This is a genomic window from Methylobacterium sp. WL64, from assembly GCF_008039945.1.
Lineage (GTDB): Bacteria > Pseudomonadota > Alphaproteobacteria > Rhizobiales > Beijerinckiaceae > Methylobacterium.
This window is the reverse complement of sequence record NZ_VRVA01000065.1, coordinates 18,910-32,074: the sequence shown is the minus strand read 5'-3', so window position 1 is coordinate 32,074 and position 13,165 is coordinate 18,910. Positions and strand designations below refer to the sequence as shown.

The 13,165-nt window shown below is 72.0% G+C and carries 8 protein-coding genes; 4 read left to right on the top strand and 4 right to left on the bottom strand.

The genetic code is table 11. The features are described 5' to 3' along the window. Nucleotides 1-33: 33 nt before the first annotated feature. Together FV242_RS22110 and FV242_RS22105 are read right to left on the bottom strand one after the other, a co-directional pair. Complete coding sequence (locus FV242_RS22110; protein ID WP_147909217.1) at nt 34-951, bottom strand: ABC transporter permease; 918 nt, start codon at nt 949-951, stop codon at nt 34-36. A gap of 9 nt (nt 952-960) precedes the next feature. Beyond that, a complete protein-coding gene (locus tag FV242_RS22105) occupies nt 961-2,493 on the bottom strand; it encodes an ABC transporter substrate-binding protein (protein ID WP_147940419.1) in 1,533 nt (510 codons plus the stop codon). 176 nt (nt 2,494-2,669) lie between these two features. Between FV242_RS22105 and FV242_RS22100 the strand changes: the two genes are divergently transcribed. Further along, nucleotides 2,670-3,575, top strand: a complete 906-nt coding sequence (locus FV242_RS22100) for a LysR family transcriptional regulator (protein WP_147940415.1) — start codon at nt 2,670-2,672, stop codon at nt 3,573-3,575. A gap of 111 nt (nt 3,576-3,686) precedes the next feature. On the opposite strand, the gene FV242_RS22095 is transcribed toward FV242_RS22100, so the two are convergent. After that, complete coding sequence (locus FV242_RS22095) at nt 3,687-4,442, bottom strand: CDP-diacylglycerol diphosphatase (RefSeq protein WP_147940414.1); 756 nt, start codon at nt 4,440-4,442, stop codon at nt 3,687-3,689. A gap of 110 nt (nt 4,443-4,552) precedes the next feature. Here FV242_RS22095 and FV242_RS22090 point away from each other — a divergent pair, with 110 nt between their 5' ends. Then, the gene (locus FV242_RS22090) at nt 4,553-5,584 is read left to right on the top strand and encodes a DUF2891 domain-containing protein (protein ID WP_147940413.1); all 1,032 of its coding nucleotides are present in this window, start codon (nt 4,553-4,555) and stop codon (nt 5,582-5,584) included. Between the two features lie 269 nt (nt 5,585-5,853). Here FV242_RS22090 and FV242_RS22085 read toward each other — a convergent pair whose 3' ends face one another. Continuing rightward, the gene (locus tag FV242_RS22085; protein ID WP_147940418.1) at nt 5,854-7,905 is read right to left on the bottom strand and encodes a PAS domain-containing sensor histidine kinase; all 2,052 of its coding nucleotides are present in this window, start codon (nt 7,903-7,905) and stop codon (nt 5,854-5,856) included. A 380-nt stretch (nt 7,906-8,285) separates the two neighbouring features. Here FV242_RS22085 and FV242_RS22080 point away from each other — a divergent pair, with 380 nt between their 5' ends. Together FV242_RS22080 and FV242_RS22075 are read left to right on the top strand one after the other, a co-directional pair. After that, nucleotides 8,286-9,434: an acyl-CoA dehydrogenase family protein gene (locus FV242_RS22080; protein ID WP_246692811.1), complete on the top strand. Its 1,149-nt coding sequence runs from the start codon at nt 8,286-8,288 to the stop codon at nt 9,432-9,434. 130 nt (nt 9,435-9,564) lie between these two features. After that, nucleotides 9,565-12,873 (top strand): DEAD/DEAH box helicase, encoded by a 3,309-nt coding sequence (locus FV242_RS22075; protein ID WP_187278510.1) that lies wholly within the window; start codon nt 9,565-9,567, stop codon nt 12,871-12,873. The last annotated feature ends 292 nt before the right edge of the window (nt 12,874-13,165 follow it).

The following is a 13,165-nucleotide window of genomic DNA, read 5'->3' as shown; positions in this document are numbered from 1 at the left end:
GTGTCGGGGGGCAGGCTCATGGGGCGAGCGTCCTCACGATTGGCGCAGGCGCGGATCGAGGAAGGCGTTCAGCAGGTCGGCCGCGAGCGTCAGGGCGATGTAGATCATCGCCAGAACCAGCACGATCGCCTGGACCACCGGGAAGTCGTTGCGGGCGATCGATTCCCAGGCGAGCTGGCCGAGCCCCTGGAGCGAGAACACCGCCTCGATCACGATCGAACCGCCGAGCATGAAGCCGAACTGCACCGCCGCCAGGGCGATCACCGGGATCACGGCGTTGCGCAGCGCATGCCGGACCAGGATCTTGCGCGTCGGCAGCCCCTTGGCCCGGGCGGTCCGGACGTAATCCGAGGCCAGCACCTCCAGCATGCCATTGCGGGTCAGCCGCATCACCGCCGGCATGGCGTAGTAGCCGAGCGCCACCGCGGGCAGGACGAAGTTCTTCCAGCCGGTGTTGCCCGAGACCGGCAGCCAGCGGAGGTTGACCGAGAAGATCAGGATCAGGGTCAGCCCGAACCAGAAACTCGGCATCGCCTGGCCCAGCACCGAGACCGACAGGGCGAGCCGGTCGATCCAGGTATCGCGGCGGACGGCGGCGATCACCCCGAGCGGCACCGCCACGAACAGGGCCACCGCGAGCGCGATGATCCCGAGATAGAGCGTGATCGGCAGGCGGGCGGCGAGCAAGTCGATCACCCGCTCGCGGAAGTAGAAGGAATTGCCGAAATCGAGGTGCAGCGCCCGCCAACCCCAGGCGAGGAACTGGGTCAGCAGAGGCTGGTCCAGGCCGTAATCCTTGCGGATCTGCACGATCTGGGGCCCGGTGGCCTCCGGCCCGCCAATCGCCGTGGCGAGGTCGCCGGAGAGGTGGAGCAGCATGAAGCTCGCCACCGAGACCGTGAAGGCCACCGCCAGGGCGACCAGGATGCGCCGGAGCGTGAAGGCCAGCACGCGAGCGGCCTACTTCCAGGACGCCGCGTAGAAGCGCGGCACCTCATCCGGCTGGGCGGTGAAGTTCAGGTCCGACGTGAAGGCGTAGTTGGTGGCGTACGAGAACATCGGCAGGGCGTAGGCCTGGGCGGCGATCCGCTGGAGCGCCTTGGCGTAGGCGGCCTTGCGCTTGTCCGGGTCGGTGGAGCCGTCACCCTCCTGCAGGTCGGCGATCACCTGCGGATCCTTGGTCAGGTCCTCCTCGCCGCCGCGGAAGAAGACCCCGTCGAAGGCCGAGACGTCGTAGACCGAGAACGAGCCCCAGGTCTGATAGCCGATCGAGACCTTGCCGCTCCGCAGGACATCCCGGAACGCGGCGTAGCGCAGGTAGTTGAGCCGGACCTTGATGCCGACCGCCCCGAGATAGCCGATCACCGCCTCGGCGTAGTCCCGCTCGCGATAGGCGCCGAGGTCGATCTCGAACCCGTTCGCGTAGCCCGCTTCCTTGAGCAGGGCCTTGGCCTTGGCCGGGTCGTAGGGGTAGCGCATCACCCCCTGGTCGTTGCAGCCGAACTGATCGACGAAGCACAGCGCGTTCATCACCCGCGAGGCGCCGCGCACGAGGTTGTCGACCATCGCCTTGCGGTCGATGGCGTAGGAGATCGCCTGCCGGACCCGCACGTCCTTGAGCGGCGAGTTTTCCTTGGCGCGGCCGAGCGTGTCGAACTGCAGGAAGCCGACCCGCATGGTCTCGGAGTTGAGCACGGTGACGTTGGGCGCGGCGCGCAGCTGTTCGGCCTGGTCGCTCGGCACCCGCCAGATCCAGTCGACACCCCCGGTCATCAGCTCGGCCATCCGGCTCTCGCCGTCCGGGATGACCCGGAACTGCAGCTTGCCGATCTTCGGCGTCCCGAGCGGGCTGCCCGACCAATACTTGGCGAAGCGCTCCATGGAGACGCCGCGCCCGCTATCGACCTTGGTGATCCTGTACGGGCCGCTGCCGATCGGCGCCTTGGCGAAGCCGTCGAGGCCGACCTTCTTGAAGTAGGAAGCCGGGAAGATCGGCATGGGCCCGGCGAGGTATTCCAGCGCCGCCGGGAACGGCGCCTTGAGGTGGATCCGGGCGCTGTGCGGGCCGGTGACCTCCACCGACTTCATCCAGTCGACGTTCTGGCGGGTGACCGTGCGGGCCTCGGGCGTCAGCATGAAGTTGAACGTGAAGGCGACGTCCTCGGGCCCGAGCGGGTCGCCGTTGTGGAAGGTCACGCCCTCGCGGATCGTCAGGTCCAGGGTGGTGTCGTCGGCCCAGGTCCAGGCGGTGGCGAGCATCGGCTTGTAGGTGCCGTCCGCGGGGTCGCGCCACAGCAGCGTGTCCCAGCAGTTGCGGGCCAGGATGACGCCCTCGCGGGCGCTGTTGTGATAGGGGCTGACGTTCTCGGGCTCGCTGTCGGAGGCGTAGACCAGGGTGTCGTCGGCCTTGCCGGCCAGGGCCGGGCTCGCCGCGACCAGTGCGATCAGGGAAGCCGCCAGCGATGCGGTGAGGGTGATCGTCCGTACCGGCATGTCGATTCCGTCTCCGACGACGACGGGCAGGATGTCGGGGAGGATCTCCGCGACTGCCGCCTTTTTCACCCTGCGATGATGTTGTGCATCTGGGATCGCAACAAGTAGAATTTGGCGAGCGGTGCGTTGCCATCTGGGCAACGGATATGCGCCATAAGTGATATCGAGGCAGGATAATGCAGACGACAGGGCTGCGCTACTTCCTGGCCGTGGCCCGCACCGGCTCGATCGCGGCGGCCTCGGCCCAGCTGAACGTCGCCGCCTCGGCGATCAGCCGGCAGATCGGCAACCTGGAGGCCGAACTCGACTGCGTGCTGTTCGAGCGGCGCCCGCGCGGCATGGTGCCGAGCCCGGCGGGCGAGCTCCTGGCCCAGCACGCGCACCAGATGCTGATCCGGTCCGAGCAGATCGTCACCGAGATCCGGGAGCTGGAAGGCCTCGCCCGCGGCCTGATCCGGGTGGCGAGTTCCGAGGGGTTTTCGCTCGACATCGTGCCGAGCACCGTGGCGTCCTTCCACGCGGCGCATCCGGGCCTGCGCTTCGAGGTGACCGTGCTGCCCCCCGCCCAGGTGACCCAGATCGTGGCCGCCGGCGAGGCCGACCTCGGCATCACCTTCGCACTCGCGCCGTCCACCCAGGTCGAGGTGCTGTATGACGAACAGGTCGACATGCTGGTGCTCGCCGCCCCGGACCATCCCCTGGCGCGGGCGAAGGTGGTGCAGCTGTCCGAGTTGCCGAACTATCCCATCGCCCTGCCGACCCGGGACACGACCCTGCGGCAGGTGTTCGACGCCGCCTGCCTGCAGGAGGGCATCGTGATCGAGCCGGTCCTGACCGCCAACAACCTGGCCACCCAACTGCCGTTCGTGCGCAGATCCCGCGGTCTCGCGCTGATGTCGGCGCTCTCGATGCGCACGCCGCTGGACCTGAACGCCCTGGTCAGCCTGCCGATCCGCGCCCGGGCGAGCCTCTCGCGGAACATCCAGATCCAGGCGATGCGCGACCGGCGTCTGCCCCGGGCGGTGCGGGGCTTTTTGCGCCAGCTCCTGGACGCGCTGCCGCCGCCGGCAGGTTCTGCTTAGAGCCGTGCCCGATCGCGTTGCAATCAAGCACGGCTCTAAGTTCTTGTTTTGCCGCGTTCTCTTGAGGCGAACCGGTCTCCACTTCGTCGGAGAACGCTCGAGGCCGCCGCGTCAGGCGCCGCCGCGGCCCGACGCGATGGCGCAGCTATGGTCCATCACGTCCTCCGCGCTGGCGCTCGGCGCCCGGTAGGCCAGGAGCAGAAAACCCGGCTCGGGATCGCCCGGCGGCGTGGCGAGTGCCGCGAAGCTCGTCCGGTGCAGGTCCGGCCGGGGACCCGGCAGGGTGCGCAGGGCCGCGAACGGGTTGAAGCGCTCGGCCTCGGCTTCCGGCACCCGCATCGCGTGGTAGCGGTCCCCGGCGAGCGGCACCGGGAAGCGGGTCCAGGTCCCGCGGATCTGGCGGCCATGCGCCTTCACGGCGGCCAGCACGCTGGGCTTCAGGCAGTCGAGGTGGATGTGGAGCTGGTCCTGGCTCCGCCCCCGGGCCGAATTGACCGCCAGCCCCACGGCCTCGGGCGGCAGCTTGCCCTTGAGGGCGCCCGACACGAACGGACGCGCGGCCAGCGCCGCCCGCCAATAGGCGGCACCCCGCTTCCCGCGCAGGACCGGAGCCTCCAGGCCGGCGGTGGTGTCGGTGGGCATCACCACGATGTGGGTCGGCTCGCCGGGCGCGCGCAGAACCGCCGTGCCGGGGCGGTCCTTGTCGCCGAGATCCACCGAGAGGCACGGGAAGGTCCGGTCGGCGAGCCGCTTGGCGAGCACGCAGGTCTTCAGCGCGGCCCACAGGACGTCCCGGCTGGGATCGGGCGCCGCCGCGGCCGGCATCGCGAGCACGACGAGGAGGGCGGTGATCGGCGCACGGCGCATGGAACATCCCAGTGACGGCGCACCTCCGGGGCTGCCCGGTTCGCCGCGCTTGCGATAACCGATCCGGGACTGCGCCGGCAAAGCGTCCGACGCCCCAATGGGAGCCCGTGATGCCGACTGCGCTCACCCCGGAGATCGGCGCCCGCTTCACCGCCGTCGCCCTCGGCCATCTCACCCGCGAATATCCCAACTCGCCCGGGCACGTCCTGGCGGGCCCGGAGGACGCGCGCACGCCCGCCGCGCTGCATCCGGTCTTCCACGGCAGCTACGATTGGCATTCCTGCGTCCACGGCACCTGGCTGCTGGCCCGGGTGCTGCGGCTGTTCCCGGACGGCGCGCAGGCCGGGGCGATCCGCGCGCATCTCGATGCCCAGCTGGTGCCCGAGAAGGTCGCCGGGGAATGCGCGTATTTCGCCGCGCCGGCCGCCCGGGGGTTCGAGCGGCCCTACGGCTGGGCCTGGCTCCTGAAGCTCGCCGACGCGCTGTCCCGCCTGCCCGAGCGCCGCTGGGCCGAGGCCCTGGCGCCGCTCACCGGCCTGATCGCGCAGCGCGTCCGGGACTTCCTGCCGATCGCCCCCTATCCGGTGCGGGTCGGCACGCATTTCAACACAGCCTTCGCGCTGCGGCTGGCGGCCGACTACGCCGACGGGGCGCAGGACGCGGCCCTGTCCGGTCTGCTGCGAGCCACCGCCGAGCGCTGGTACGGGGCCGACGTGGATTGCCCCGCCTGGGGCGAACCGGGGGGCGACGACTTCCTGTCCTCGGCGCTGATCGAGGCGGAATGCCTGCGCCGCCTCCTGCCGCCGGAGCGGTTCCGGCCCTGGTTCGACCGGTTCCTGCCGGACCTCGCCGCGGGGCGGCCCGCGACCCTGTTCCGGCCCGCCCGCGTGACCGACCGCAGCGACGGCAAGATCGCCCATCTCGACGGGCTGAACCTCAGCCGCGCCTGGTGCTTCCGGTCGCTCGCCGCCGCCCTGGGCGGGGACGATCCCCGCCGCCCGCGGCTCCAGGCCGCCGCGGAGGCGCATCTGGAGGCCGGCCTCCCGCACGTGACCGGCGACTACATGGGCGAGCACTGGCTCGCGTCCTTCGCGCTGCTGGCACTGGACACCGAGACGCAATCCGGCCCGCTCGCGGCTTAGGGCGCTTGCCGCCGCAGCGGATGCCGGTTCGGCGTCAGCGAGCGCGCTGAACCACGAACCGAGAGCCGCTCCCCTCGGCGAGGCGATCGGAAACGGCTGCAAAGATGAGAGGTTTTTGAGAACCTTTTGCCGCAGGCGGCGTTGTTCCTCGCCGGCCGCACGCGCGACGCACAAAAAAGGACCGCCCCCGAAAGAGCGGTCCGAAGTCTTGGGAGGAAACGCCCACGAGGGGCAGCAGCGCGGCGACGCCATCGCCGTGCTGCATCGCGTCAACTGGAGAGCGGGGACCTTGTTCCCCGCCCGTCCCGGCGCTGGGTCGCCTCGTGGAGCACCTTGGCGAGCTGCTCGGCCGAATAAGGCTTCCGCACCAGCGTGAATCCGTGCGCGTCGTCGGTGGCCAGGACGTGGCTGTAGCCCGAGGTCAGGACCACCGGCAGCTCCGGGCGGGTGACCTGCAGGGCCCGGGCGAGGGCGACGCCGCCCATCCCGGGCATGACCACGTCCGAGAACACCGCATCGAAGCGATCCGGCGTCCGCTGCAGCTCGGCGAGGGCCTCCTCGGCGGATTTCGCCCAGATCGGCGCGTGGCCGAGATCCTCCAGGATCTGGGTGCAGAAGCGCCCGACCCCGAGATTGTCCTCCACGACGAGGATGCACAGGCTCCGCTGCGGCTCCGGCTCGCGGCGGTCGTCGCGGCCCGGATCGGCCACCTCCACGGGGGCGTCGACCTGCGGCAGGTACAGGGTGAAGCGCGTGCCGCTCCCGGGCAGGCTCGCCACGTCGATATCGCCGCCCGACTGCTTGGCGAATCCGATGACCTGGCTGAGCCCCAGCCCGGTCCCCTTGCCGATCTCCTTGGTGGTGAAGAACGGCTCGAAGATCCGGCCGAGATCCGGTGCCGGAATGCCGGTGCCGGTATCGACCACCATCACGGCCACGAACGGTCCCCGGGCGCCGGCATGGCCGCGGATCGGCGGCATCGGGCGGCCGCTCTCGAGGTGCAGGGTCAGGCTGCCTTCCCCGTCCATCGCGTCGCGGGCATTCACCGCCATGTTGATCAGCGCGGTCTCGAACTGGCTCTCGTCCGCCCGCACGAAGCAGGGCGTGCCCGGCAGCTCGGTCTCCACGCGGATGCGCGCGCCCGTGACCGAATCGAGCATGTCGGAGATGCTGCGCAGCCGGGCGCAGATGTCGAACACCTGGGGCTTGAGCGCCTGGCGCCGGGCGAAGGCCAGGAGCTGCCCGGTGAGCTTGGCCGCCCGGTCGACCGTGTCCGAGACCGCGTCGAGGTAGCGGCGCCTGCGCTCCTCGGCGAGTTCCGGCCGGCGCAGGAACTCGACCGACGAGCGGATGATGGTCAGCAGGTTGTTGAAGTCGTGGGCGACGCCGCCGGTAAGCTGGCCGATCGCCTCCAGCTTCTGCGATTGCCGCAAGGCTTCCTCGGCCTGGCGCTGCTCCGTGATGTCGCGCCCGAAGCCGTAGAACAGCCCGTCCTCCGGGACGACGGTCCAGAGCACCCGCCGCCGGTCGCCGTCGCGGGTCGTGCAGGCCAGTTCCACATCCTCCACCCGCTGGTCCTCGCAGAGGGGCTTCAGCGCCTCGCGCGCCGCCTCGCGGTCCGTGAGGGCGATGAAATCCAGGGCGGTCCGGCCCAGCGTCTCGTCCTCGGACCAGCCGAGCGCCCGGCTCCAGGACGGATTGACCGACTGGACCTGCCCGTCCTTGTCCGAGACGATCTTCAGGACCGGCGACAGGGTCCAGACCCGGTCGCGGTCCCGAGTCTGGGCGGCGACCTGCGCCTCCAGGCGCTCGGCGCGGGACTGCAGCAGCGCCTCGTCCCGGTGCCGGGCCATCGCGGCGGCCCGGGCCTCCAGCAGGTCCATGAGGGTCCGGGCGAGGGCCTCGAGGACGAAGACCTGCGGCCCGGTCAGGCTGCGCGGTTCGCGGTCGAGGACGCTGAGCGTGCCGATCGGCCAGCCGTCCGGGGTCACGAGCCGCACGCCGGCGTAGAAGCGCAGGCCCGGTTCGCCTGCGATCGGCCCGCAATCCGTCAGCACCAGCGCGCCGTCCCGGCTCAGGGTCTCGAGGCCGAGGCCGGTCTCGAGGGGCCGGTCCGGCGCGTCGTGGCCGAACGCGGCCTTGGTCCAGTGCCGGTCGGCATCCGCGAAGGTGATCCGCGCCATCGTGGTGCCGCAGGACGCAGCCGCGATCTGCGCGATCTCGTCGAAGGCGGGCTCGGGCGCGGTGTCGAGGATCGCATAGCCGCGCAGAGCCGCGAGGCGCTGGGGATGATGGCGTTCGAAGCCGGACGGGCAGGACATGGTCTCGTTCCGCGACACGGCTGCGTCATATCCCACGGCAACGACCCTCCCAAATCGGATCGATCAACCACAGCTTGACGGCTTGGTGAGCCGGCCCTTCCTACAACGCGTGGCTTCGGGTTTGAGGCAGGTCCGACCGATGCAGATCGCCGCGTCGCCGGGTGCTGGGCGCCGTGGCCGCGGACCGATGGTTTGCGATGCGCAGTATCGTCGCACGGCGTATCGATGGCGGAGGCAGCGAGTTGCTTCGTCAGATCATCGCACCGAAAGATGGTTCCCTCCCTTCTGAACACGATGTCGCGAAGCTTAAAAGACCTGGCGCGCCGCCCCGGCGATCGGGTGCGGGACGACGCGCTGGGCTCGTCATGACCGGAGCAGGTGTGGACCTCAGACTCAACGATATCGCCTGGGGCACGCGCGGCGATCCGGTTGCGGCGGCCCGCGCGATCGCGGCCGGTGCGGCGCGTCGGGCGGGACGCCACGACCACGACGGCGGCTTTCCGGCCGAGGATGTCGCGGAACTCGCCCGGGTGGGGCTGCTGGCCGCGCCGGTGCCCCATCGCGCGGGCGGCGCCGGTCTCGGCGAGGAGCCGGACGGGGCGATTCTCCAGGCCGTGCTCACCCATGTCGGGTCCGGCAGCCTTGCGCTGGGGCGCGTGTACGAGGGCCATGTCAACGCGGTGCAGCTCGTCGCCCGCTATGCCGACGGCGAGGCGCGCAGCGCCTTGCTGGCCGATGCCGTCCAGGGCCATCTGTTCGGGGTCTGGAACACCGAGCCGCCGGGCGACGGCCTCAAGATCGACGCCACCGGAGGCGCCCCGACCTTACGGGGCGTGAAGACCTTCGCGTCGGGGGCGGGGTTCGTGACCCGCGCCCTCGTGACCGCGCAGCCCGACGCGCCCGGGTCGCAGATGATCGTCGTCGCCCTCGAGCCCGGCGAGCGGGCGGATCTGTCGGCTTGGCGCGCGCAGGGGATGCGGGCCTCGGCGACCGGCACCGTGGATTTCACCGGGCTCGGCGCCGACCGCTTCACGCCCGTGGGCGCGCCCGACGACTATCAGGTGCAGCCGCATTTCTCGGGGGGCGCCTGGCGCTTCCTCGCGGTGCAGCTCGGCGGCCTGGAGGCGCTGCTCGACGCGTGGCGCGGCCATCTCGTCGCCACCGGCCGCGGCGAGGACCCGCACCAGCTCGCCCGCCTCGGCGAGGGCGTGATCGCGGCCGAGACCGCCCGCCTCTGGGTGGCGCGGGCCGCCGCGATCGTGGGCGAGGAGGGCGATCCGGACGGGATCATCGCCTACGTGAACCTCGCCCGCCTCGCGGTGGAACGCGCCGGGCTCGACCTGCTGGAACGGGCGCAGCGCTCGGTCGGGCTGCAGGGCTTCCTGCGCGACCACCCGCTGGAGCGCTTGACCCGGGATCTCGCGACCTACCTGCGCCAGCCCGGCCCCGACCGGGCGCTGACCGAGGGCGCCCGCCACGTGCTGCGCGACGCGCGGGCGAGTGGCGACCTCTGGTCGGGCGAGGCCTGAACCCGGAAGGCCCGGATTCGAGACGCAAGCGTTTTCGAATGCGGCATCGCGTCTGTGAATCCGGGGCCGGCAGCCGGGAGCCCTCACGGCCAGCCAGCGTTTGCAGCATCCGGGACAGGTTCGGATCAGCATGGCCAAGCGCAGGACGAAGACGGTCGCCCACCAGGAGACCGAGGACGCGCCGCTGATGCCCACGGGGGCGCTGGCGGTGGCACTGCTGGATCTGGCCGAGGACGCGGCCCCGCTGGTCCACGTGGCCCGGGATGCCCGGCGGCTGGAGGAGCTGGCCGCGACGCTCAAGGCCCTCGATCCCGACATCCGGGTCGCCGTCTACCCGGAATGGGATTGCCTGCCGCTCGACCACGCCTCGCCGTCGCGGGCCACTATGGGCGCCCGGGCTGCCGTGATGCGCTGGCTGACCGACCACGACGCCCTGCCGGACTTCGTGCTGACCACGGCTCCGGCACTGATCCAGCGGGTGCCTCCGCCGGAGACCTGGGCCGACGCCCGGGTGACGTTCCGGGTCGGCGACCCACTCGACGTCGCCGCCGTGATGGCCGGCCTCAAGCGCCTCGGCTACATCCTCGACGAGCGGGTCGACGAGCCCGGCGAGATCGCCGTCCGGGGTCGCACCGTCGAGGTGTTTCCGGCGGCCGCCCCGCGGCCCTGCCGGATCGAGCACGCGGACGGGCGCGTCACCGCGATCCGCTCCTACGATCCGATCTCGCAGCGCTCCGTCGCCGAAGTCGCGGATCTGGTGATCGACCCGGCCACCGAGATCGTCCTCGCCCCGGATTCCGGCCAGAGCTTCGAGCCCTTCACCGGGCAGGAGCACCGCCTGGAGCGCTACTATCCGCGTCTCGTCACCCTGCTCGATTACGTGCCGGGGGCCCGCTTGGTCGTCGAGGACGGGACGCAGGCCCGGGTCGACGCCTTCTACGAGCAGATGGAGGAAGCCGGCGCCCGCCGGGCGCCCCGCGGCGGCCGCGCCGAGGGCGGCGACGGTCTCTACCTCGCGCCGAAGGCGTGGCGGGCCGTCGTGGCCGAGCTGACCCGGGCGGTGGCCACCGACGCGGCGGGTGAGCCGCTCGGGGTCCCGGTCTTCGCCCGGGAGCGGCGGCCCGAGGCGGCCTTCGCCAAGGCGATGCGCGAGCGGCTGAAGGCGGGCGACGTCGTCGTGCTGGCGGGCTCGCGCCAGCCGCTCCGGCGCCTCGTGCGCCAGGCCGGCAAGATCGCCGAGCGCCCGGTCCGGCTGATCGACGGCTGGTCCGACCTCGCCGACGCGGCGCCGGGCGACATCCTCGCCCTGGAGGCGCCGATCGGCGCCGGTTTCAAGGTCCAGGGGCGGGGCGCGACGGTGTTCGCCGCCGCCGACCTGTTCGGGCCGGACACCGCGGTGTCCGGCACCGCCCGGGCGATCCTGCCGATGGGCGAGGTCGACCTGCGCCCCGGCGACGTCGCGGTCGACCGCGACCACGGCCTTTGCGTGTTCGAGGGGCTGGAGCCCGTGTCGAACCCGCTGGGCGTCGGCGCGGAGGACGAGCCCTCCGAGGCCTTGCGGCTGCGCTTTGCCGGCGACGCGATCCTGATGGTGCCGGTCACCCAGGCCGACCGGATCTGGCGTTACGGCCCGGAGCCCGACGCGGTCACCCTCGACAAGCTCGACGGCGGGACCTGGGCCCGCCGCCGCCTCCAGGCCGAGGCCACCATGGCCCGGACCGCCCGGGTTATGCTGGAGGCCGCCCGCGCCCGCCGGGATACCGAGGCCCCCGTCCTGGCGCCACCGTCCCGCGACATGGAGCGCTTCGCCGCCGGCTTCGGCTTCGCCCCGACCCCCGATCAGGCCGCCGCGGTGGACGCGCTGATGGCCGACCTCGCCTCCGGGCGTCCGATGGATCGGCTGGTCTGCGGCGATGTCGGCTTCGGCAAGACCGAGGTCGCGCTGCGGGCCCTGGCGGCGACGGTTTTTGCCGGCAAACAGGCGGCGCTCATCGCCCCCACCACGGTCCTGGCCCGCCAGCACGTCGAGACCCTGCGCCGCCGGTTCGGACGGTTCGGCATCGAGGTCGCGCAGCTCTCGCGCCTGGTCTCCCCGGCCGAGGCCAAGCGGGTGAAGGCCGGTCTCGCGGACGGTTCGATCCGGCTCGTAGTCGGAACGCAGGCGCTGGCCGCCCGCGGCGTGGGCTTCGCCGATCTCGGCCTGACGGTGATCGACGAGGAGCAGCGTTTCGGCGCCAAGATGAAGGCGGACCTGCGCCGCCTCGCCGAGGGCGGGCACGTGCTGACGCTCACCGCCACCCCGATCCCGCGCACGCTCCAGGCGGCGCTCGTCGGCCTGCAGAGCCTCAGCGTGATCGCCACGCCCCCGGTGATGCGCCAGCCGGTCCGGACCGTGGTGGCGCCCTTCGATGCCGACGCGGTGCGCGAGGCCCTGATCCGCGAGCATCGCCGCGGCGGCCAGAGCTTCGTCGTCTGCCCGCGCATCGAGGATATCGGCCCCATGGCCGAGCGCCTGCGCGGCCTCGTGCCGGGCCTGAACGTGCTGGTGGCGCACGGGGACCTGAAGCCGTCGGCGATGGACGAGGTCATGGTTCGCTTCGCCGACGGGGACGGTGACGTCCTGCTCGCCACCGCCATCGTGGAGAGCGGGCTCGACGTGCCCCGGGCCAACACCATGCTGGTCTGGGAGGCCGCCCGGTTCGGCTTGGCGCAGCTCCACCAGTTGCGCGGCCGGGTCGGCCGCGGCCAGCGGCGCGGGGTCGTCCACCTGCTCAGCGATCCGGCCGCGCCGCCGGCGCCCGCTGCCCTCCAGCGCCTGCGCGCCCTGGAGGCCCTGGACCGGCTGGGTGCCGGCTTCGCGGTCAGCGCCCGCGACCTCGACCTGCGCGGGGCCGGCGATCTCGTCGGCGAGGATCAGGCCGGCCACGCCAAGCTCGTGGGGCTCGGCCTCTATCAGCACCTGCTGCAGCTGGCGCTGACCGCCGCCAAGGGTGAGCCGGCCGAGGATTGGAGCCCGGAAATCGAGATCGGGCTGCCGAGCCGGATCCCGGCGGATTACGTGCCCGAGCCCGAGATCCGCCTGAGTCTCTACACCCGGCTGCTGCGCCTGCGCGACGGCGAGGCGATCGAGGCCCTGTCCGGCGAGGTCGAGGATCGCTTCGGCGCAGCCCCGGCGCCGGTCCTGGCCCTGTTCACCCTGGCGCGGCTGCGCGCCGCCTGTTGCGGGCTGGGCGTGGCCCGGCTCAGCGGCGGTCCCCAAGGTGTCGCAGCCGACATCCGGTCCGACCGGCCATTGCCGCCGATGCCGGCCGAGGACGGGATCATCCTGCGCCAGGGCCGCGTGGTCTGGCGGCACGCCTGTGCCGACGCGCAGGCGCGGGCCGCGTTGGCGGCCGACCTCCTCGACCGCATCCGGGCCGCCCGGGAGCGGGCCGCTTGAGCCTGGTCCACGCCCGGGCTGCGCTCACGCGTTTGTGAGGGCTGCCCGGACCGGACCGGTACAATCGTATCAGTGACAGCAGGGCTGCCGGTGCCCATCTGCGGCGGGCTACACTCCGACCGAGCGCCCCGTGCCACCCGGTGGTGCGCCGGCCCGGTCGGGTCCCGACGTTGTACCGGGGTCTCTTGCCCTTTCGTCTCCGGTACGGCCGCACGGCCGGGCGCCCATGACCCCGTGCAAGGCGGGTGCCCGGCCTGTCGTCCGCCGATGTCCGGCGGGGCAATCGGCGTGA

Coding starts and splice junctions, on each gene's coding strand:
- FV242_RS22105 (WP_147940419.1), bottom strand. CDS start 2,493: ATGCCGGTACGGACGATCACCCTCACCGCATCGCTGGCGGCTTCCCTG.
- FV242_RS22100 (WP_147940415.1), top strand. CDS start 2,670: ATGCAGACGACAGGGCTGCGCTACTTCCTGGCCGTGGCCCGCACCGGC.
- FV242_RS22095 (WP_147940414.1), bottom strand. CDS start 4,442: ATGCGCCGTGCGCCGATCACCGCCCTCCTCGTCGTGCTCGCGATGCCG.
- FV242_RS22090 (WP_147940413.1), top strand. CDS start 4,553: ATGCCGACTGCGCTCACCCCGGAGATCGGCGCCCGCTTCACCGCCGTC.
- FV242_RS22085 (WP_147940418.1), bottom strand. CDS start 7,905: ATGTCCTGCCCGTCCGGCTTCGAACGCCATCATCCCCAGCGCCTCGCG.
- FV242_RS22075 (WP_187278510.1), top strand. CDS start 9,565: ATGGCCAAGCGCAGGACGAAGACGGTCGCCCACCAGGAGACCGAGGAC.